This window comes from Propionicimonas sp. (genome assembly GCF_049840635.1).
Classification (GTDB): domain Bacteria; phylum Actinomycetota; class Actinomycetes; order Propionibacteriales; family Propionibacteriaceae; genus Propionicimonas.
This window is the reverse complement of sequence record NZ_JASGKL010000004.1, coordinates 933,025-953,779: the sequence shown is the minus strand read 5'-3', so window position 1 is coordinate 953,779 and position 20,755 is coordinate 933,025. Positions and strand designations below refer to the sequence as shown.

Below are 20,755 nucleotides of genomic sequence, written 5' to 3'. Positions count from 1 at the left end.
GCTCGCGCCATTGTCCCCCGCGTCAGGTCGTCGCGGGCGGCTTCGCGAGCAATTGGTCAGGCCAATATCGTCGGCTCGGCGAACACTCTCCCAGTAGGCTCGAGCCGTGCTGAACCCCACGCCCATGCTTCCGCCCAGCCCGCTCGACATCGGAGGACTGTTCCAGTCGTCCTTCCGCGCCCTGAAGGCCCGCTTCGGGCTCTTTGTGCTGCTCGCACTCCTGCCGTCCATCGTGATCATCGTCGTCGTGGCCTCGGCGACCCTGCTGATGCTGCCCGGCATCCTCGCCGCGAGCACCGGCGGCCCGCGAGCGCTCGGGGTTGGCCTCGGCGTGGGGATCGCCGTCCTGGTCATCGGGATGTTCGTGGCCGTTCTCGTGCAGCTGAAGAGCTACGGAATGCTGTCCCTCGCCGCCTACGAGATCGCGCAGGGCCAGCGCCCCACCGTCGGCGGGCTCTGGACCCGCACCAAGGGCTTCCTGCCCGCCATGGCGTCCGTGATCGCCATCGCCGTCGGCGCGGTGATCGCCTTCTACGTGGTGATCGGCCTGATGGTCGTTGCCGCGACCAGGATGGGGTCCGAGAGCGGCAGCGGCTCCGCGAGTGGGTTCGTCTTCGTCCTCATCGTCCTGCTGTTCCTCGCGCTCTTCCCGCTCGCCATCTTTCTCAGCACGAAGCTGCTGTACACCGTCCCCGCCGTCGCCCTCGAGCACGTCGGGGGCATCGACGGTCTGAAGCGGTCCTGGTCCCTCACCACCGGATCCTTCTGGCGGACCTTCGGCTACAACTTCGTCGCGTCCCTCGCGGTCTCGGCAGCGTCCTACGCCGTGAGCGCCGTGACCCAGGTTGCGCTCCTGCCGCTCTCCTCGCTGTCCGGCCAGACCGACGGTCGACGAGCCCTGGCCGCCCTCGCGGCGATGGTCCCCGTTCTCCTGCTCGTGTTCGCGCTGCAGATGGCGGTCCAGCTCGTCGGCCTTCCCTTCCAGCAGACCTACCTGACCTACATGTTCGTCGACCAGGTGCGGCGGTCTGAGCTTCCGCCGGTCACCTACGGGGCTCCCCAGGGCTACTACGCGCCTCCCGGCCAGTACTACGGGCAGCCCGGCGGTACCTACGGGGTGCCGGGGCAGTACCCGAGTCCGCAGGGCTATCCGCAGCAGCCGCCGTACCCGGGGCAGCCAGGGCAGCAGCAGGGCTGGACGGGACAGAAGCAGGGGTGGACGGGGACCAACCCGCAGGCCCCGCAGCAGGGGCAGTGGCCGTCGCAGGATAACCAGGGCCGGACGCCGCCGCAGGGCTGAGCGCGTCACAGATCCCGGGTCAAGCCCGGGATGACAGGGGTTGGGCGAGCGGTCCGGCGGCGGTGGGTCTGTGGCGAGATCCCGGGTCAAGCCCGGGATGACAGGAAGGTCAGTCCGCCGCGGCGGTCGGGCCCTCCACGACAGGGTGGACGGTTCTGCGGCGAACTCACGACAATCCGTCCACCTTGTGATGGACGAGGCCGACCGGTGCATCAAAGTGGACCGTTCTGCGGTGTACTCGCGACGATGCGTCCACCTTGCGGCTGAGCGCGTCAAAGATCCCGGGTCAAGCCCGGGATGACAGGGGCATGGCGCGACATCGGGGACGGTTCTACTTCCGCGCCAACGACGCCTCGTCGGCCGCAGCGTCCACGACAAAGTGGACGGTTGTGCGGCGTACTCGCGACGATGCGTCCACCTTGTGGTGGACGGGCGGCCGACGCCCGGCCTACTTCTTGCGCTTCTCGCGGGCCCGGACCTCGACGTGGACGGGGGAGCCGCGGAAGCCGAAGTCCTCGCGGAGGCGGCGTTCGACGAAGCGCACGTACTGCGGGTCGAACTGGCCGGACGTGAACAGCGCGAACGTCGGCGGGCACGCGTGCGCCTGCGTCCCGAACAGGATCCTCGGCTGCTTCCCGCCCCGCACCGGGTGCGGGTGCGCGGCGGCCAGCCGGCCCAGGAACGCGTTCAGCTTGCCGGTCGACACCCGCGTCTCCCAGCCCTCCAGCGCCTCCTCGATGGCCTTCGACAGGCGATCGACGTTGCGTCCGGTCAGCGCGGAGATGTTCACGCTCGGCGCCCACGCGAACGCGCGGATGTCCTGCTCGATCTCGCGGTTGAGGTAGTGCCGCCGCTCCTCGTCGGTCAGGTCCCACTTGTTGTACGCGATCACCAGCGCCTTGCCGGCCTCCTCGACCATCGTCAGGATCCGCAGGTCCTGGTCGCTGATCGTCTCGGCCGCGTCGATCACGACCACGCAGACCTCCGCGCGTTCGATCGCCCCCTGGGTGCGCAGGGACGCGTAGTACTCGTGCCCCGACGCCTCCTTCACCCGGCGGCGCAGGCCCGCGGTGTCGATGAACCGGTAGACCACCCCGCCGACCTCGACGAGCTCGTCCACCGGGTCGACGGTCGTGCCGGCCACGTTGTCCACGACGGCCCGACGCGAGTTCGCCACCCGGTTCAGCAGCGAGGACTTGCCCACGTTCGGACGCCCCACGATCGCCACCCTGCGCGGGCCGCCGAGCTCCTCCTCGCCCGCGCGCGGCGCCTCCGGCATCACCTCGAGCAGCGCGTCCAGCAGGTCGCCGGTGCCGCGTCCGTGCATGGCGGAGACCGGGTGCGGCTCCCCCAGCCCCAGGTTCCACATCGTCGCCGCGTCCGCCTCCTGGCGCAGGTCGTCGACCTTGTTCGCCGCCAGCACGACCGGCTTGCGGCTGCGCCGCAGCACCTCGACCACGGCCTCGTCCACGTCCTGCGTGCCGACGCCCGCGTCCACCACGAACAGCACCACGTCGGCAGCGGCGATCGCGAGCTCGGCCTGCTCGGCGATCTGCGCGGCCATGCCCTTCGCGTCCGGCGCCCAGCCGCCCGTGTCGACGATCACGAACTCGCGTCCGTTCCAGTCGGCGTCGTAGCTCACCCGGTCGCGCGTGACGCCGGGAAGGTCCTGCACGACGGCCTCGCGGCGGCCGATGATGCGGTTCACGAGCATGGACTTGCCCACGTTCGGACGGCCGACGACGGCCACGACCGGCTTGGCCGGCTCGGTCCAGGTGGTCTCGGACATGGGGCTCCCTCAGATCTGCGTGCGACTGATCAGGCTACCGCACGCCCGTCGCGCCTCCGCAGCCGCGCCGAGGTGCCAGACTGCTGGGGCGCACGAAGGAGGGCGACCGCGTGACCAACACCCCCGGGCACCACTGGCTCGACGAGGAGCGCCTGCGCGTGTACCCGCGGATCCTCGTCGTCATGTCGGGACTGGCCGCGATCGTCTACCTCGCGACCGTTCGGGACGGGCTGGACTTCCGCGGCGCTCCGCTGGGCACCGACTTCGTCACCTTCTACGCGGCCTCGAAGCTCGCTCTCGCCGGACGCGCTGCGGACGTCTTCGACTACCAGCTGCTCGCCGACGCCCAGCGGACCGTCTTCCCCACCTACGACGGCGGGCCGTTCGCCTGGTTCTACCCGCCGACCTTCCTGCTGGTGGTCGCCCCGCTCGCGTTGCTCCCCTACGTCCCCGCCCTGGTCGCGTTCGTGGGCGCCAGCTTCGCCGGCTGGCTGGCGGCCCTGCGGCGCGCTATCGCCCGGCCGGGCGCCGGCTGGCTGATCGCCAGCTTCCCCGGGCTGTGGGTGTGCGTGGCCCACGGCCAGAACGGGCTGCTGACCGCCGCGCTCGCCGGCGGCTCGCTCCTGCTCCTGCCGCGGCGTCCGATGCTCTCGGGCGTCCTGCTCGGGCTGCTGATCATCAAGCCGCACCTGGCCGTGCTCTTCGCGGTCGCATTGCTGGCCGCCCGGGCCTGGCGGACGATGCTGGTCGCCGTGGCAACCGCGGTCGTCGCGCTCGGCGCGAGCGTCGTCGCGTTCGGCAGGGACACCCTGAACGCCTGGCTGGGCACCCTCCAGATCGCCCGCGTCGCCATCGAGCAGGGCTACCTGCCCTGGTCGAAGATGCCCTCGACATTCGCGGCGCTGCGGCTCCTCGGCACTCCTGTCGCAGGGGCCTATGTCGGCCATGCGGCCGTCGCCCTCGCCGCCGCGGTAGCGGTGTGGCTGGTCTGGAGAAGGACGGACGACCTGGCCCTGCGCGGCACCGTCCTGATGGCGGGGACCTTCCTGGTCAACCCGTACGCGTTCGACTACGACCTGGTCTGGCTGGCCTTCCCGATCGCCTGGATGGCGCTGTACGGCCTCGCGAACGGCTGGCGGAAGGGCGATCGCGAGGTGCTGGTGCTCGCGTGGCTGCTGCCCGCTCTGGGCACCGCGATCGCCGCGGCCACGCACGTGCAGCTCGCCCCGATCGCGCTCGCGGCGCTGGTGTGGATCGCCGTTCGGCGGGTGTGGACGCCGCGCCGGGCTGCGACCGTTGAGGTGGGTGGCGGCGGCCCTTCGTGACGCCGCTCGTTCCTCGCGGCTCCTCAGGGACCGTTTGACGGTGACCGCTCGTTCCTCGCGGCTCCTCAGGGGCCCTTCGTGACGCCGCTCGTTCCTCGCGTCTCCTCAGGGACCGTTCGCCGTTAGCGGGCGGCGTCCACCAGCGCGAGGATCGCCTGGATCGTGCCTTCCAGCGTGAGGTACGTGCCGTCGAGGTGGGTGACGCCGTCGGCGGCGGTGGTGAAGTTCACCAGGGTGGAATCGTCGGCGTCGCGGCGCAGCACCTGGTCGGCGAGCTGGGCGGCGTCCACCTTCTCGCCGAGCTCGGCCTTGCGGCGCGCCATCCGGATCTCGGGGTCGGCGGTCAGGAGCAGCCGGACGTCCGCGTCCGGCGCCACCACCGTCGTGATGTCGCGGCCCTCCGCCACGATCCCCGCCGGCGCCGCGTCGATGATCGCCCGCTGCCGATCGACCAGGTCCGCCCTGCACTCAGGCAGCGTCGCCACCACACTCACGGTCGCGGAGATCCCCGGCTCGCGGATCGCGTCCGTCACGTCGTGGCCGTTCACCCGCACCCAGGCGGTGTCCGGGTCGAGGCTGATCTCGAGTTCCGCCCGCTGCGTGGCCGCGATCACCGCGTCCCGGTCGGACGGGTCGACGCCGGCGTCCTGCATCGCCCACGTCACCGCGCGGTACATCGCGCCGGTGTCGAGGTACGCCAGCCCCAGCGCCCTCGCGACGCCCTTCGCCGCCGACGACTTCCCCGAGCCGCTCGGCCCGTCGATCGCGATCACCAGTCGGTCAGCCGACACGGGTGCCTCCTTCTCACAGTTGCGGATCGTGGTCGCGGACCGTCCAGCCCGCCGCGCCCATCGCCCCGGCCAGGTCGGACGCCAACTCCGGCGCCACCTGTACGGACAGCCAGCCGACCTCCCGCGCCACGTCGTGGTCGATCGACAGGTCCTCGATGTTCACCCCGGCCGCTTCGATGTCCCGGAACAGCCGCGCGAGGGCGCCCGGCTCGTCCGGGATCTCCACGACGACGTGCGCGTAGCTGGTCGCGTTCAGGCCGTGCTTGCCGGGCAGCGCCCGCGTCCCCTCCCTGCCGCGGTCGAGGGCGGCGGACACGTCACCCTCGGCGAGGGCGGCGAGCATCACGTCGAGGTCCTCGCGGATCCCCTCCAGCTCGTGCCGGACCGCGACCGCGTTCGCGCCGATGATCTGCTGCCACAACTCCGGGTCCGACCCCGCGATCCGGGTCACGTCCCGCACACCCTGGCCGGCGAGTTGGAGGTGCTCCGGAGGGATCCGGGTGAGTGTCCCTGCCATCAGGACGGAGACCAGGTGCGGCAGGTGCGAGACCTGGGCGACCGCCTCGTCGTGGTGCGCGGCCCCCATCGTCACCCGGCGCGCGCCGCAGATCCGCGCCACCTCCTGCACGTCGAGGACGGCGTGCGCGGCGGACGTGTCGTGCGGTGTGACCACCCAGGTGCGGTCGATGAACAGGTCCGCGCTCGCCGTCAGCGGGCCGACGCGCTGCGACCCGGCCATCGGGTGCGAACCCACGTACCGGGACAGGTCCAGGTCGGTCCGCCGCAGCGCGGCCAGCACCGTCCCCTTCACCGAGCCCACGTCGGTGACGGTGGCGTGAGGGTAGGTGGTCAGCGCCTTCGCGATGACCTTGGGCAGGGCGGCCGGCGGGACGGCGACCACGACGAGCCGGACCTGCTCCGGATCGGGTGCCGCGGTCGTCCCGGCGCCCCGCGACGCGGCCACGCGCGCGTGGCTGGAGACCTTGTCCTGGAGGTGGACGCTGATCCCGGCGCGCGTCAACGCGTGGGCCACGGACGCGCCGACCAGACCCGTGCCGATCACCAGGGCCGGGGAGAGCTCGCGATCGCTCACTGTCCGCCCTTCTGCACGAAGGAGCGGACGTACTCCTCCGCGTCCGACTCGAGGACCGCATCGATCTGGTCGAGGATCGCGTCGTAGTCGACCGACGTGGGAGCAGCCGTGGTGGCTTCCACCACCTCGTCGACGCGCGGGGCCGCCGGCTGACGACGGAGCCGTTCGCGCGGGAGCCGCTCGGCCACGGGTCCTCCTGATCTGGTTGGGGCGCCGACAGCTTACTGGTGCCGCGGGGCCGCGGACGCACGCAGCAGCAACACCTCGACCGCCGCCGCGTCACCGAGGTCGCCGACCTCGGCGCGCGTGTGGGCGGCCGGTTCCGAGAGGTCGAGCCGGCGGCGGACGCCGTGCGCGTCCTCCACGAGCATCCACTCCCAGGCCGCGCCGCTCACGCGCTCGGTGGCCGCCGCGACCACCCGTCCGCGCGTCCACGCCCTGGTGTCGGACGGCGGCTCGGCCAGCGCCCGCCGCACGTCGGCCTCGCTCACGACCTCCCGGAAGCGGCCGGCTACGGCCAGCGCGTCCCACGGACCCGTGCGGTCCAGCCGCGCCCAGGCGAGGTCGAGCTGGGCGAGCCTCGGGCTCCCCCAGTGCAATCCGTCGCGCGCGGCGTAGGCGTCCAGCAGTCGGTGCTTCGCGACCCAGTCCAGCCGGTCGGCACAGCGGGACGGGTCGCTGCGCAGGTCGTCGATGACCTCGCCCCACGCCGCGACCACGTCCGCCTCGTATGCCCCGGGGTGGCGGGCCGCGTCGGTGGCCACCGCCTCCCACAACGCCTCCTGCAGGTCGAGCGCGGTGAGGCGGCGCCCGTCGACCAGGGGCAGCGGTCGCCGCAGTCCGAGGTCGTGGCTGACCTCACCGAACGCCTCCACCGGGCGCTCCAGCGCCAGCGCGGGCAACGCGCCGTGGCCGAGCGCGGTCAGGAACGCGGCCAGCGTCCCCGCCTTCAGCCAGGTCGTGTACGGGGTGCGGTTGGCGTCCCCGGTGATCACGTGCAGCCTCCGCCAGCGGTCGGCGGGCGCGTGCGGCTCGTCCCTGGTGTTCACCAGCGGACGCCGCCGCGTGGTCTGGATGCCCTCGACCGTCTCGAAGAAGTCCGCGCGCTGGCTGAGCTGGAAGCCCGGGCGCTCGCCGTGCGGGCCGATCCCGACCCGGCCCGCCCCGACCAGGACCGTTCGCGAGACGAGGAAGGCCGGCAGCGCGCCGGCGATCGTCGCCCACGGCACCGCTCGTGGCACGAGGTGGTTCTCGTGGCACCCGTAGGACGCGCCGTGGGAGTCGGTGTTGTTCTTGTAGATGCCGATCTCGACGCCGAGCTGGCGGGACGCCGCCCGGGCGGCCTCGACGACGACCGCGTCCCCCGCCGCGTCGTAGGCCGCGGCGTCGCGGGCGGTGGTCACCTCCGGGCCCGAGTACTCGGGGTGGGCGTGGTCGACGTACAGGCGGGCGCCGTTGGCGAGGACGCGGTTGTGCGCGTCCTCGATCGGGATGTCCTCGACCCAGTCCAGCGTGGTCCCGGTCGCCGTCCCCGGGTAGCCGGCGACCACGGCGGCGCTGAGGACCGACGGGTGGACGTCGGGCGCCCCTGGCGCGTGGATGCCGTACTCGGTCTCGATGCCGAGGATCCGGAGGGTCACGGCTCGAGGACGCGGGAGCCGGTGAGCGTGCGCAGGAACACGATCCGTTCGCCCTTGCGTCCGGAGACCCGCGCCCAGTCGTCGGGGTTGGTGGTGTTGGGGAGCTCCTCGTTCTCCGCGATCTCCGCCGCGCAGGCCGCGAGCACGTGCTCGAGGCGGACGCCCCGCTCGCCGCCGTCGATGACCTCCTTGATCGCCGCCTTCTTCGCCCTGCCGACGATGCCGGCCAGCATCGCGCCGGAGACGAAGTCCGCGACGTGCAGCACCTCCCGGTCGCCGCCGGCGTAGGTGACCTCGATGAACCGGGTCGCGTCGGTGCGCTCGTACAGCCGGTCCACGATCGCGTCCACGAGCAGGCGCCGGAACGCCGCGGGGTCCGCATCCCCGGGGTTCAGCGGCGTCCGCCCGGTGAGGTAGCGGTCGAGGATTTGCGCGGCGGCGACCCGGTCGGGACGGTCCAGCTTGATCTTCACGTCGAGGCGGCCGGGGCGCAGGATCGCCGGGTCGATCAGGTCCTCGCGGTTCGTCGCGCCGATCACGATCACGTTGGCGAGGCCCTCCACGCCGTCGATCTCGCTGAGCAACTGCGGTACAACGGTCGACTCGACGTCGGAGGACACGCCGCTGCCGCGGGTGCGGAACAGCGCGTCCATCTCGTCGAAGAACACGATCACCGGCCGCCCGGACGTGGCGTGCTCCTTCGCCCTGCTGAAGATCGCCCGCAGCTGCCGCTCGGTCTCGCCGACGTACTTGTCCAGGAGCTCGGGGCCCTTGATGTTCAGGAAGTGGCTGCCGGCCGAGTTCGCGACCGCCTTGGCGATCATCGTCTTGCCGCACCCTGGCGGCCCGTAGAGCAGGACGCCGCGCGGCGGCCGCAGGTCGAACTCCGCGAACAGGTCGCGGTGCCGGAACGGCAGTTCGACGGCGTCTCGGATCTGCTCGATCTGCGCGGCCAGGCCGCCGATGTCGGCGTAGGTGACGTCGGGGACCTCCTCCAGGGTGAGGTCGGCCACCTCGCTGCGCGCCACCACGTCCAGGGCCAGCAGCGCGCGCCGGTCGACCCGCAGCGTCGTGCCCGGACGCAGCGCCTCCGCGTCCAGCCCCGCCGCGGGCAGCAGCACCAGCTCCTCGCCGGACGCGGACGTCACCAGCAGCCCGTCCGGCAGCACCTCGACCAGCCGGGCGGTCTCCCCCGCCGGCAGGTCCTCGACCAGCCCGACCACGAGCAGCGCCTCGTTCAGCAGGACCCGTGCGCCCACGGCCAGACCGTCGGCCGGCACGTCCGGGCTGACCGCGCATCGCAGCAGTCGACCGCCCGTGGCGACGTCGACGCCCTCGGTGGCGACACCGACGACGTGGCCGAAAGAGTTCGGCGGGCTCGCCAGCGCGTCCAGCTCCTCGCGCAGCGACACCAGCGACTCGCGGGCCGCGCTGAGGGTGGCGTTGAGCTTCTCGTTGGCGGCCGCGAGCGTCCGGGCGTCCGCGCGGGCGTCGGTCAGCCGGCGCTCGGCGAGGTCGAGCGCGCGTGCCCGCGCGTCCAGGAGCTGGTTCGCCTCGGCGAGCCGGCGGGCGAGTTCTGCGGGCTCAGGCATCGGCCGGCTCGCTCCCCACCCCCGGGGGCCGGGGCCCGGTGTAGTCGGGGCCGTAGGCACCCGGCGCCGGACGCCGCTTGCGCAGCGGTGCCGCCACGCCGGGGGCGAGCCGGCGGGTGAAGACCAGGAAGCCGGTGTGGCCGCTGGTGCCGTGGCCCGGACGGATCGCCAGGCCCTCCGCATGCCACTCCCGCGCGGAGTACTCGCGTCCGACCGGCTCGGTGAACCCGCCGTGCGCGCGCAGCGTGTCCATCGTCCGTCCCAGCTGGGTGGTGGTGGCGACGTAGCAGCACAGCAGGCCGCCGGGCTCCAGGACGCCCGCGACGGCGTCCACGCACTCCCACGGGGCGAGCATGTCCAGCACCGCCCGGTCGACCGGCTCGGGCCCGATGTCCTCGGCGAGGTTGCCCTCGCGGAGCTCCCACGCGGGGTGCTCGGCGCCGAAGAACGCGGTCACGTTCCGCCGCGCGATCGCCGCGAACTCCGGGCGACGCTCGTAGGAGTAGACGTGCCCGGTGCTGCCGACGGCCCGCAGCAGGAAGATGCTCAGGGCTCCCGAGCCGGCCCCCGCCTCCAGGACCCTCGCGCCGGGGAAGATGTCGGTCTGGACGAGGATGTGGGCGGCGTCCTTCGGGTACACCACGGTGGCGCCCCGCGGCATCGTGACCGTGAACTCCTCCAGCAGAGGCCGGAACGCGAGGTAGGCGACCCCGCCGGCCGACCGCACGACCGTCCCCTCCGGGTGGCCGATCAGGTCGTCGTGGCTGATCGCCCCCCTGGTGGTGTGGAACACCGCGGCGGGCGTGAGCAGGATGGAGTGCCGCCGACCCTTCGGGTCGGTCAGCGTGACGCGCTCGCCCGGCACCAGGGGCCCGGTGTGGACACCGCTCAGGGTCTCAGCCACGGATGAACCCCCACAGCCCGAGGATCTGGCCGCTGCCGAACGCCTCCCCGATCAGGCTCACGCCCTTGCCGAGGAACAGGATCCCGTCGCCCTGCGAGACGGGCAGGACGGTCGCGTCGGCCGCCGCCTGCAGCTGGATCTCCGTCAGCGCGGCCGTCCGGGAGTCCCCGCTGGTCGTGCGCGCCCTGGTCTCCAGGAGTTCGAGCTTGTCCGCGCTCGCCGAGAGCGGACGCTCCAGGTAGCGCTGCAACCAGCCGGTCGCGTTGTTCACCCACGCGGGGAAGTCGGTAAGGGAGAGGTCGGCGGTCCCGCTGCTGACGAGCCGGACGCTGACCCCGCCCAGCCCCTCGATCCGGTCGCGAATGATGCTGGCCTGGTCGGCCTGACCGGGAGCGGACGGGCTGTAGCCCAGCGTCATGATGATCCGGCTCCCTTCGAGGTCGGGCAGCTTGACGCGTCCCCCGATCAGGAACGAGGTGGCGTGGTCGGCCACGCCGACCGGCACGATCGAGTCCAGCGTCCGGTCGGACTGGAGCGCCTTCGCGACGCCCTCCCTGAGCTTGGAGTTCTTGCGCAGCCGGGAGTCCTCGTTCCAGACCAGCTGGGTGATCCGGGTGCCGGGCATCGCGTACCGGGTGAAGCCGGTCGCGGTGGACTTCGTGGAGCTGCCGGCGATCTCGTCGGTCACCCGCTGCAACGCGGCCGAGTCCAGGCTCCGCCACACGACGTCCGCCGTGCCGTCGGCGATCACGGCCTCCGCGGCCACCGAGTCGGCGACGATTTCCAGCTTCAGCTCGTCGAGCAGGCCGGTCTTGGGCCCGAGGTACTTGTCGAACCGGGAGAAGGTGACCGCGTCGTCGGTGATCGTCTGCACCTCGTAGGGACCCGAGCCGGCCGGCAGGGTCTCCAGCGGGAGCGGGGTGTCGGGGTCGAACGCCTCCTCGTCCACGATGGACGCGGCCTGCCCGGCCAGCGCGTAGCCGAACTGGTTGTCCGGCCAGGACAGCTCGAACTCCACCGTGTGGGCGTCCGGGGTCTCGATCTGCTTGAGCGCGGACAACAACCCGATCGAGGTGTCAGCCGCGTCCAGGCGCAGGGCCCGCTGAATGCTGAACTTCACGTCGCTGGAGTCCAGCACGTGCCCGTTGTGGAAGAACAGGTCGTCGGGCAGCGTGCACTCGTAGACGAGCTTGGAGGTGAAGAGGCAGTCGGTGGCGAGGTCCGGCTTCAGCTCGCCGGTGTCGGGCAGCACCACCATCAGCCGCTGGTAGACGCTGGTGACGACGAGCGAGTCGGTGTACCCGGTGGCCACGGCCGGGTCGGCAGAGGTCACCGCGCCGGTGGTGACGATCGTGAACGGACGCGGCGTCGCCGACGGCGAGGGCGTCTGCGTCGGCACGACGGGGGTCTGGGTCGTGCAGGCGGCGAGCAGCACGGCGACGGCCAGGAGGCCGGCCGCGAGGGCGGAGCGGGCGTGACGGGGGGGTCTGTCAACGCGCATTGAAGTACCTGGCCTCCTGGTGGTGCACGACGATCGCGTCGGTGGACTGCTCGGGGTGGAGCTGCAGTTCCTCGCTCAGCTCGACCCCGATCCGCTCGGGGCGCAGCAACGCGACCAGCTTGGCGCGGTCGGCGAGGTCGGGACAGGCGGGGTAGCCGAACGAGTAGCGCGAGCCGCGGTACGCCTGGTCGCGGATCATCGCGTCCACGTCCCCGTCGCCGGCCAGGCCGAGTTCGGCCCTCACCCGCGCGTGCCAGTACTCGGCGAGCGCCTCGGTGAGCTGGACGCTGAGCCCGTGCAGCTCGAGGTAGTCCCGGTAGGCGTCCGCGGCGAACAGCTCGGCCGTCGCCCGCGCCACCGCCGACCCCATCGTGACCAGTTGGAGGGCGATCACGTCCGGCCCGCTCGCCGCGGCCTCGTCCGCGTCCCGGAAGAAGTCGGCCAGGCACAGCCGCCGGTCGCGGGTCTGCCGCGGGAAGGTGAACCGGGTCACCTCGCGGGAGGGTTCGTCGGGGTCACCAAGGATCAGCGTGTTCCCCTCGGAGTGGCACGGCCAGTACCCGTAGACCACCGCGGGCTCGACCAGCGCGTCGGTGTGGATCCGGTCCAGCCAGTGCCGCAGCCGGGGCCGCCCCTCGGTCTCGACCATCTCCTCGTAGCTGGCGCCGCCCGGCGTCCCCCGCAGGCCCCACTGGCCCATGAAGGTCGCACGCTCGTCCAGCCAGCCCGCCACGTCGGAGAGCTTCAGGCCCTTCACGACCCTGCTCCCCCAGAACGGTGGCACCGGGACGCTGACGTCGGCGCCACGGGCCACGTCGGAGCGCTCGGTGGAGTCCTCGCCCTCCTCCTCCGCCGCGGGACGCGCCTTCGCCACCACGCGGCGGCGGCGCGGCTCGGGCAGGGCGGCACCCGGCTCGCCGCGACGCACGGCCACGACCTTCTCCATCAGGGCCAGTCCCTCGAAGGCGTCCCGGGCGTACCGTACTTCACCGTGATACAGATCGTTGAGGTCCTCCTCGACGAACGCCCGGGTCAGCGCCGCGCCGCCGAGCAGGACCGGGAAGTCGGCGAGGCCGCGCTGGTTGAGTTCCTCGAGGTTGTCCTTCATCACCACCGTGGACTTCACCAGCAGCCCGGACATGCCGATCGCGTCCGCCTTGTGGACGAGAGCGGCCTCGATGATCGCGCTCACCGGCTGCTTGATGCCGAGGTTGACCACGGTGTAGCCGTTGTTGGTGAGGATGATGTCGACGAGGTTCTTGCCGATGTCGTGCACGTCCCCCTTCACCGTGGCGATGACGAGGGTGCCCTTGCCCGCGGTGTCGGCCTTGTCGAGGTGCGGTTCGAGGTACCGCACGGCCGACTTCATCACCTCGGCGGACGCCAGCACGAAGGGCAGCTGCATCTGCCCGGAGCCGAACAGCTCCCCCACGACCTTCATGCCGGCCAGCAGATCGTCGTTGATGATCGCCAGGCCCGGCTTGGCCGTGAGCGCCTCGTCGAGGTCGGGCTCGAGGCCCTTGGGGTCGCCGTCGATGATCCGGCGCTGCAACCGCTCGGCCACCGGCAGCGAGGCGAGCTCCGCGGCCCGGGCCTCCTTCGCGCCGGCGGTGGTGACGCCCTCGAAGAGCTCGAGGAAGCGGGTCAACGGGTCGTACCCCTCGCTGCGGCGGTCGTAGACGAGGTCCTCGGCGACCTGCCGCTGCTCCTCCGGGATCCGGGCGATCGGCAGGATCCGGGCGGCCGGCACGATGCCCGAGTCGAGGCCCGCCTGCACGCACTCGTGCAGGAAGACCGAGTTCAGCACCTGCCGGGCGGCCGGGTTGAGCCCGAACGACACGTTGGAGACCCCGAGGGTGGTGTGGATGCCGGGGTGGGCGGTCGTCACCCGTCGGATCGCCTCGATCGTCTCCAGCGCGTCCCTGCGGGTCTCCTCCTGGCCGGTCGCGATCGGGAAGGTCAGGCAGTCGACGATGATGTCGCCGACGTCGAGGCCCCACGTGCCGGTCAGGTCGGAGATCAGCCGCTCGGCCACCCGCACCTTCCAGTCCGCGGTGCGGGCCTGGCCCTCCTCGTCGATCGTGAGGGCGACCACCGCGGTGCCGTGCTCCTTCACCAGCGGCATCACCCGCGCGTAGCGGGAGGTCGGGCCGTCCCCGTCCTCGAAGTTCACCGAGTTGATCGCGGAGCGTCCGCCGAGCCGCTCGAGCCCCGCCTGCAGGACGCCGGGCTCGGTGGAGTCCAGCATCACCGGCAGGGCGACACCGGTGCCGATCCGCGACGAGAGCTCGGCCATGTCCGCGGCGCCGTCGCGTCCGACGTAGTCCACGCAGAGGTCGAGCAGGTGCGCGCCGTCCCGGCTCTGCTGCTTGGCGATGTCGAGGCAGTCCGCCCAGTTCTCGGCGAGCATCGCCTCGCGGAACGCCTTGGAGCCGTTCGCGTTGGTGCGCTCACCGATCGAGAGGTAGCTCGTGTCCTGGCGCAGCGGGACATCCGCGTACAGCGAGGAGAGCGCGGAGATGTGGACGGGGGTCCGCGGCGTCGGCGTCCGTCCGCCCACGGTGGCGGCGAGCAGCGCGATGTGCGCGGGCGTGGTGCCACAGCAGCCGCCGACGAGGTTCAGGCCGAACTCGGTCGTGTACTGGCCGAGGTAGCCGACGAACTCCTCCGGGCCCATCGGGTAGCGGGCGCCGTCGGGGATGAGCTCGGGCAGGCCGGCGTTGGGCATGCACACCAGCGCGACCCGCGCGTACCGGGCGAGGTGGCGCAGGTGCTCGCTCATCTCGGTCGGGCCGGTGCCGCAGTTCAGCCCGATCGCGTCGACGCCGAGCGGCTCCAGCGCGGTCAGGGCGGCGCCGATCTCGCTGCCGAGCAGCATGCTGCCAGAGGTCTCGACGGTGACGTTGACGAAGATCGGCAGGTCGCGTCCGGCGGCCTCCCGGGCCCTGCGTGCGCCGTTGACGGCTGCCCGGGTCTGCAGGAGGTCCTGGCAGGTCTCGATCTGGAAGCCGTCGATGCCGCCGGCGACCATCGCGTCCGCCTGCACCTGGTAGGCGTCGCGCAGCTCCGCGTAGGTGACGTGGCCGAGGCTGGGCAGCTTGGTGCCGGGGCCCATGCTGCCCAGGACGAAGCGGGGACGGTCCGGGGTGCTCGCCGCGTCCGCCGCCTCGCGGGCGATCCGGGCGCCGGCGCCGGCGAGTTCCGCGATCCGGTCGATCGCGTCGTACTCCCCCAGTGCGGACAGGTTCGCGCCGAAGGTGTTGGTCTCGATGCAGTCCGCGCCCGCGGCAAGGTAGGCGGCGTGGATGGCGCCGACGACGTCCGGTCGCGTCACGTTCAGGACCTCGTTGCAGCCCTCGAGGCCCTGGAAGTCCGCCAGGCCGAGATCGTAGGACTGCAGCATCGTCCCCATCCCGCCGTCGGCCACCAGGACGCGGGTGGTCAGGGCCGAGCGGAGGTCGCGGGTCATGGTGAGCAGAATAGGCGAGTCGGCCTACAGTGGTCGCCATGGCAGACGCTCGTGGGCTCAGGGGGTTGCGCAACCCGGCCGTGGTCGCCGCGTTCGGTGGCTGGAACGACGCCGGTGAGGCGGCCAGCGGCGTGATCGACCACCTGGTCGACCACTACAAGGCGCGGCTCGAGTTCGCGATCGACCCCGAGGAGTTCTACGACTTCCAGGTGAACCGGCCGACCACCCGGTTGGTGGACGGCGAGCGGGTGCTGGAGTGGCCGACCACGGAGGTGCTGGTGGCCGAACTCCCCGAGCGTGACCTCGTCCTGATCGGAGGCCCGGAGCCGAACTACCGCTGGCAGGAGTACATCGCGCGGCTGTTGTCGATGCTGCGGTCGGTGAATCCCGAGATGGTGGTGCTGCTGGGCGCCATGCTGACCGACGCGCCGCACACGCGTCCGGTGCCGGTGAACGGGACGGCGAGCAGCAAGCGGCTCGGCGAGGACCTCGGCCTGGAGATCTCCGACTACGAGGGTCCGACCGGGATCGTGGGCGTCCTGTCCCACGAGTGCGCACAGATCGGCTTCCCCGTCGTCTCGCTGTGGGCGTCGGTGCCGCACTACGTGGCGGAACCGCCGAACCCGAAGGCCGCGCTCGCGCTGCTCACCCGGGTCGAGGACGTCCTGAACCTGCCGCTGGACGCGGGCGAGCTCGCCGAGGACGCGACCCGCTGGGTCGAGCAGGTCGACGAACTGGTCTCCGACGACCCCGACATCGCCAGCTACGTCGCCGCCCTCGAGGAGCGCAGCGACGCCGACACCCCAGCCCCGACCGGCGACTCCATCGCCGCCGAGTTCGAGCGCTACCTCCGCCGCCGCGACCGCCGCCGCGGCTGAGCAGCTCTCCCACCACCGACACGGAGATCCCGGGTCAAGCCCGGGATGACAAGGACGCTGCGGGCAGAACGCCCCCACCGCCGACAGCCACCCTTCCCGTCCACAGCCACCGTCCGGACAAAGGCCCTCGACGCGAACGATGGCCCTCGCGCACGAACGGTGGCCCTCGACGCGATCCCGCCCCTGCCCTGTCATCCCGGCGAAAGCCGGGATCTCGACGACACACCCGCCACCACCCACACGGAGATCCCGGGTCAAGCCCGGGATGACAAGGACACGGCACCCGCCCCTGCCCTGTCATCCCGGCGAAAGCCGGGATCTCGACGACACACCCGCCACCACCCACACGGAGATCCCGGGTCAAGCCCGGGATGACAAGGACACGGCACCCGCCCCTGCCCTGTCATCCCGGCGAAAGCCGGGATCTCGACGACACACCCGCCACCACCCACACGGAGATCCCGGGTCAAGCCCGGGATGACAAGGACACGGCACCCGCCCCTGCCCTGTCATCCCGGCGAAAGCCGGGATCTCGACGACACACCCGCCACCACCCACACGGAGATCCCGGGTCAAGCCCGGGATGACAAGGACACGGCACCCGCCCCTGCCCTGTCATCCCGGCGGAAGCCGGGATCTCGACGACGGACCCGCCAGCACCCGCGCGGAGATCCCGGGTCAAGCCCGGGATGACATGGACGCTGCGGGCAGAACGCCCCGACCGCCGACAGCCACCCTTCCCGTCCACCGAGACCGTCCGGACACGAGCCCTCGACGCGGCACCCACCCCTCCCTGTCATCCCGGCGAAAGCCGGGATCTCGACGACACACCCGCCACCACCCACACGGAGATCCCGGGTCGAGCCCGGGATGACAAGGGACGCGGTCTACGCGGGCAGCGCGGCCTCGGCCTGGGTCTTGAGGGCGCGGACCATGGCGTCGGGGTCGTCGGCGCGGAAGACGGCGGATCCGGCGACGAAGGTGTCGGCGCCCGCCTGGACGCAGCGGTCGATCGTCTCCTCGGAGATGCCGCCGTCGACCTGCAGCCAGATGTCGCCGCCGTGGGCGTCCAGCAGCGCCCGCGTCCGCCGGATCTTGGGCAGCATCACGTCCAGGAACGACTGGCCCCCGAACCCGGGCTCGACCGTCATCAGCAGCACCATGTCCAGTTCGGGCAGCAGGTCGGCGTACGGCTCGATCGGGGTGGCCGGACGCAGCGCCATCGACGCTCGCGAACCCAGCCGGCGCAGCTCCCTGGCCAGCCGGACGGGGGCGTCGGACGCCTCCACGTGGAACGTCACCGACTCCGCCCCGGCCTCTGCGTACCCCGGCGCCCAGCGGTCGGCCTCCGCGATCATCAGGTGGATGTCGAGCGGCAGCGTCGTGCTCTTCCGGATGCACTCCACCATCGGCAGGCCGAAGGTGAGGTTGGGCACGAACCGGTTGTCCATCACGTCGAGGTGGATCAGGTCCGAACTGGGGATCCGCGCGATCTCGCTGCGCAGGTCGGCCAGGTCGGCGTTCAGGATGCTCGGCGTGATTCGGATTCCCACGCCCGCACTCTATCGAGCCCGCTCAGCCGATCGGGTCGCGCCGCAGCAGCGCGAGGAACATCGCGTCCGTGCCGTGCCGGTGCGGCCACAGCTGCACGAAGGGGCCCGCGGCGGCGTCCGGCACCTCCGGCAGCAGCGCGGGCGCGTCCAGCACCGTCACACCCTCCGCGTCGGCGACGACCGCCGAGGTCTCGTCGGGGTGCGGCGAGCAGGTGACGTAGGCCACCACGCCATCCGGTCGCACGGACGTGATCGCCGTGGCGAGCAGGCTGCGCTGCAGCGCCGTCAGGCCGGGCAGGTCGGACGGTTGGCGGCGCCAGCGGCTCTCCGGACGGCGGCGCAGGGCGCCGAGCCCCGTGCACGGCACGTCGGCCAGGACCCGGGCGAAACTGCCCTCCACCCAGGCCGGACGCGTCCCGTCGGCGACGATCGTGACCGGCCGGTTCGGCTCGGGGTACGCCCTCAGGTTGTCCGCGACGAGGCGCGCGCGGTGCTCCTGGAGCTCCGCGGCCACCAGCCGTGTCCCGTCCTGCCTGGCCAGCCCCGCGAGCAGCGCCGACTTCCCGCCCGGGCCCGCACACAGGTCCAGCCACGGCCCCTCGGGCGCCTCCGCCCTGGCCAGGGCGAGCGCGACCAGCTGGGAACCCTCGTCCTGGACGCCGGCCCGTCCCTCCGCGACGGCGGGAACCGCGCCCGGATCACCCTCCCGGTGGGCGCCGTACGGCGACCAGCGCGCGGGCACCCCGTCCAGCTCGGCCACGTCGGCGAGGCCCGGACGCACCACGAGCGTGGGCACCGGTGCCACGTTGTTCGCGGCGAGCGCCGCGTCGAGTTCAGCCGCGGGCAGGACGCGCGACCAGGCCTCCACGATCCAGCGCGGGTGGGAGCGGGTCAGGGCGAGCCGGCCGAGTTCGTCCTCGTCCGCGCCGAGCAGGTCGAGCCATGCCTGGTCGTCGTGTGCCGCCACGCGCCGCAACACGGCGTTGACGAGCCCCGCGACCCGCTCCCCCACTTCCAGCGCGGCCAGGTCGACGCTGGTCGCCAGCGCGGCGTGGGCGGGCACCCGCATCGCGAGCAGCTGGTGCGTCCCCAGCCGCAGCACGTCGAGGACAGCCGGCTGGAGCGTGCCCAACCGGCGCCCCGAGGCCCGTTCGATGACCCGGTCGTAGGTGCCCATGGCGCGGCAGGTCCCCGCGACGAGTTCGGTCTCGAAGGCGGCGTCAGCGGCCGAAAGGCGACTCCGCTGTCGGGCGAGCTCGAGGTTGGCGTAGGCGCCGTCGGCCGTGACTGCCCGCAGCACGTGGTAGGCGACGGTGCGGGCCGCGTCCCTGCGCCGGCGCGGACGGGCGGGACGGCTCACGCGAACCGACCCGGTCCACGCAGGCCGCGCCCCCAGTCCGGGCCTGCGACGGCCTTTCGACCGGCGGGCTGCACCCGCAGCAGCGCAACGCTGCCTGCGCCGGTGCCGACCAGCACGTCCCTCTTGCCGGGCCGGATCTCACCGGGGGCAAGGCCCGCGTCCGACTCGACCGTCGATGCCAGGACACGGAACCGCTCGCCGTCCAGCTCCGTCCACGCCACCGGCGACGGGTTGTTCGCCCGCACCTGCCGGTCGATGACGACGGCCGGCTGCGTCCAGTCGATGCGGGCGGCGGGGACGGTGAGCTTCGGCGCGAGGGTCACGCCGTCCGGAGGCTGCGGGACGGGGGCGGCCGTCCCGGCCTCGAGGGCGTCGAGGGTCTCGGCGAGGACATCGGCGCCGATCTCCTGCAGCGCCGCGAGCGCCTCGCCCGAGGTCTCGTGCTCGCCGAGCCGGTACTTGCGGGTGGCCAGGACGGGGCCTGCGTCGAGCTCCTCGACGAGTTCGAACACGGTCACCCCGGTGAGGTCGTCGCCGGCGAGGATCGCGTGCTGGACGGGTGCCGCGCCGCGCCAGCGCGGGAGCAGCGAGAAGTGGACGTTGACCCAGCCCTTCGGCGGGAGGTCGAGCAGCCGCCGAGGGATCAGGCCGCCGTAGGCCACGACGGGACAGCAGTCCGGCGCGAGCTGCGCGAGGCGGTCGGAGAGTGCGGGGTCTCCGGAACGGGCGGGACGCAGCACCTCGATGCCCCGGTCGAGGGCGAGCTGCGCGACCGGGCTCGGCACGGGCCGGGAGCTGCGTCCCTGCGGGGCGTCCGGGCGGGTGAGGACGGCGACCACCTCGTGGCGACCTCGATCGAGGAGGTGGGAGAGGGTGTCGGCCGCGACCTGCGGCGTCCCGGCGAACACGAGGCGCATGGTCGCCAGCCTAGACGGCGTGTCCTCGCCCGACGCACCGATGCCGTGCAGCCGGCACCAGGCGGTGTTGCCGCTCTCGACGCTCCCTGTCAGGATCGGCCCGTGGAGAGCCCCGCACACCTACGCCGCCTCGGGATCGAGGACGCGCCCGATGTGCTGGCGGCGTTCGCCTCGCACACCGACATGGAGCGGCAGGGCGACGTCCGCACCCTCGCGGCAGCGGAGGCCTACGTGGCTCGCCTGCTCTCCCCTGACCGCCGGGCGGTAGCGGTCGTCAGCGAGGGGATCCTCGTCGGGCTCGTCGTCGTGGAAGTGGACGCCGCGAACCGGAACGGTTGGCTGTCGTACTGGATGCATGCCGGCTGTCGCGGCCGTGGCTGGACGTCCCGTGCAGCCACCACCGTGGCCGACGTGGCACTCACCGACGGAGGGCTCGAGCGCCTCGAACTCGGGCATCGCGCCAACAATCCGTCTTCCGCAGCGGTGGCGCGCGCGGCCGGCTTCGTCCCTGAGGGCGTGGAGCGAGGCAAGTTCCTCGTCCACGGCGCCCGCATCGACGTCGTGACCTACGGACGGCTCGGCACTGATCCGTGGCCCACGACACCGCACCTGCCCGGCTGGGCGAGGTGGGGCGAGGCCTGAC

The 20,755-nt window shown here is 72.4% G+C and carries 15 protein-coding genes and 1 pseudogene; 4 read left to right on the top strand and 12 right to left on the bottom strand.

The features are described 5' to 3' along the window. Positions 1-106: 106 nt before the first annotated feature. On the top strand, positions 107-1,300 hold the full coding sequence (locus QM779_RS04600; protein WP_428532278.1) for a glycerophosphoryl diester phosphodiesterase membrane domain-containing protein: 1,194 nt from the start codon (positions 107-109) through the stop codon (positions 1,298-1,300). A 448-nt stretch (positions 1,301-1,748) separates the two neighbouring features. Here QM779_RS04600 and der read toward each other — a convergent pair whose 3' ends face one another. Further along, the gene (gene der / locus QM779_RS04595) at positions 1,749-3,089 is read right to left on the bottom strand and encodes a ribosome biogenesis GTPase Der (RefSeq protein WP_428532275.1); all 1,341 of its coding nucleotides are present in this window, start codon (positions 3,087-3,089) and stop codon (positions 1,749-1,751) included. 110 nt (positions 3,090-3,199) lie between these two features. On the opposite strand from der, the gene QM779_RS04590 reads away from it, so the two are divergent. Beyond that, complete coding sequence (locus QM779_RS04590; RefSeq protein WP_428532272.1) at positions 3,200-4,414, top strand: glycosyltransferase family 87 protein; 1,215 nt, start codon at positions 3,200-3,202, stop codon at positions 4,412-4,414. 122 nt (positions 4,415-4,536) lie between these two features. Here QM779_RS04590 and cmk read toward each other — a convergent pair whose 3' ends face one another. The 8 genes and pseudogenes from cmk to metH all read right to left on the bottom strand — a co-directional run bounded on the left by cmk (position 4,537) and on the right by metH (position 15,404). Continuing rightward, positions 4,537-5,205 carry a (d)CMP kinase gene (gene cmk / locus QM779_RS04585; protein WP_428532269.1) on the bottom strand — a complete coding sequence of 223 codons (669 nt, stop codon included), beginning with the start codon at positions 5,203-5,205 and terminating at the stop codon, positions 4,537-4,539. Positions 5,206-5,218: 13 nt separating this feature from the next. Beyond that, positions 5,219-6,298, bottom strand: coding sequence for a prephenate dehydrogenase (locus QM779_RS04580; RefSeq protein WP_428532266.1), 1,080 nt, complete (start codon positions 6,296-6,298; stop codon positions 5,219-5,221). Next, positions 6,295-6,486 carry a ubiquitin-like protein Pup gene (locus QM779_RS04575; protein WP_428532263.1) on the bottom strand — a complete coding sequence of 64 codons (192 nt, stop codon included), beginning with the start codon at positions 6,484-6,486 and terminating at the stop codon, positions 6,295-6,297. The genes QM779_RS04580 and QM779_RS04575 overlap by 4 nt, the downstream gene beginning before the upstream one ends. Before the next feature lie 33 nt (positions 6,487-6,519). Continuing rightward, a complete protein-coding gene (locus QM779_RS04570) occupies positions 6,520-7,938 on the bottom strand; it encodes a proteasome accessory factor PafA2 family protein (protein WP_428532260.1) in 1,419 nt (472 codons plus the stop codon). After that, positions 7,935-9,530 carry a proteasome ATPase gene (gene arc / locus QM779_RS04565; protein WP_428532257.1) on the bottom strand — a complete coding sequence of 532 codons (1,596 nt, stop codon included), beginning with the start codon at positions 9,528-9,530 and terminating at the stop codon, positions 7,935-7,937. Before arc ends, QM779_RS04570 begins: the two co-directional genes overlap by 4 nt. Further along, a pseudogene (locus QM779_RS04560) lies at positions 9,523-10,404 on the bottom strand (tRNA (adenine-N1)-methyltransferase); the annotation flags it as partial. The gene arc and the pseudogene QM779_RS04560, both read right to left, overlap by 8 nt. A 22-nt stretch (positions 10,405-10,426) precedes the next feature. Continuing rightward, on the bottom strand, positions 10,427-11,935 hold the full coding sequence (locus QM779_RS04555; RefSeq protein WP_428532254.1) for an ABC transporter substrate-binding protein: 1,509 nt from the start codon (positions 11,933-11,935) through the stop codon (positions 10,427-10,429). Continuing rightward, positions 11,925-15,404 (bottom strand): methionine synthase, encoded by a 3,480-nt coding sequence (metH, locus tag QM779_RS04550; RefSeq protein WP_428532251.1) that lies wholly within the window; start codon positions 15,402-15,404, stop codon positions 11,925-11,927. The genes QM779_RS04555 and metH overlap by 11 nt, the downstream gene beginning before the upstream one ends. A gap of 38 nt (positions 15,405-15,442) precedes the next feature. Here metH and QM779_RS04545 point away from each other — a divergent pair, with 38 nt between their 5' ends. Beyond that, positions 15,443-16,282, top strand: a complete 840-nt coding sequence (locus tag QM779_RS04545; protein WP_428532248.1) for a PAC2 family protein — start codon at positions 15,443-15,445, stop codon at positions 16,280-16,282. 887 nt (positions 16,283-17,169) lie between these two features. On the opposite strand, the gene rpe is transcribed toward QM779_RS04545, so the two are convergent. From rpe to fmt, 3 genes are read right to left on the bottom strand one after another with little or no spacing between them, the layout of a single operon-like run. Beyond that, positions 17,170-17,835, bottom strand: coding sequence for a ribulose-phosphate 3-epimerase (gene rpe, locus QM779_RS04540; protein ID WP_428532245.1), 666 nt, complete (start codon positions 17,833-17,835; stop codon positions 17,170-17,172). Positions 17,836-17,857: 22 nt separating this feature from the next. Beyond that, positions 17,858-19,195, bottom strand: coding sequence for an RsmB/NOP family class I SAM-dependent RNA methyltransferase (locus QM779_RS04535; protein WP_428532242.1), 1,338 nt, complete (start codon positions 19,193-19,195; stop codon positions 17,858-17,860). Then, positions 19,192-20,112: a methionyl-tRNA formyltransferase gene (gene fmt, locus QM779_RS04530; protein ID WP_428532239.1), complete on the bottom strand. Its 921-nt coding sequence runs from the start codon at positions 20,110-20,112 to the stop codon at positions 19,192-19,194. The genes QM779_RS04535 and fmt overlap by 4 nt, the downstream gene beginning before the upstream one ends. 102 nt (positions 20,113-20,214) lie before the next feature. Here fmt and QM779_RS04525 point away from each other — a divergent pair, with 102 nt between their 5' ends. Then, complete coding sequence (locus QM779_RS04525; RefSeq protein WP_428532236.1) at positions 20,215-20,754, top strand: GNAT family N-acetyltransferase; 540 nt, start codon at positions 20,215-20,217, stop codon at positions 20,752-20,754. Position 20,755 lies beyond the last annotated feature (1 nt).

Bases quoted from the DNA above. Each gene is read 5' to 3' on its own strand.
- der (WP_428532275.1), bottom strand. From the start codon at position 3,089: ATGTCCGAGACCACCTGGACCGAGCCGGCCAAGCCGGTCGTGGCCGTC.
- QM779_RS04555 (WP_428532254.1), bottom strand. From the start codon at position 11,935: ATGCGCGTTGACAGACCCCCCCGTCACGCCCGCTCCGCCCTCGCGGCC.
- QM779_RS04545 (WP_428532248.1), top strand. From the start codon at position 15,443: ATGGCAGACGCTCGTGGGCTCAGGGGGTTGCGCAACCCGGCCGTGGTC.
- arc (WP_428532257.1), bottom strand. From the start codon at position 9,530: ATGCCTGAGCCCGCAGAACTCGCCCGCCGGCTCGCCGAGGCGAACCAG.
- metH (WP_428532251.1), bottom strand. From the start codon at position 15,404: ATGACCCGCGACCTCCGCTCGGCCCTGACCACCCGCGTCCTGGTGGCC.
- fmt (WP_428532239.1), bottom strand. From the start codon at position 20,112: ATGCGCCTCGTGTTCGCCGGGACGCCGCAGGTCGCGGCCGACACCCTC.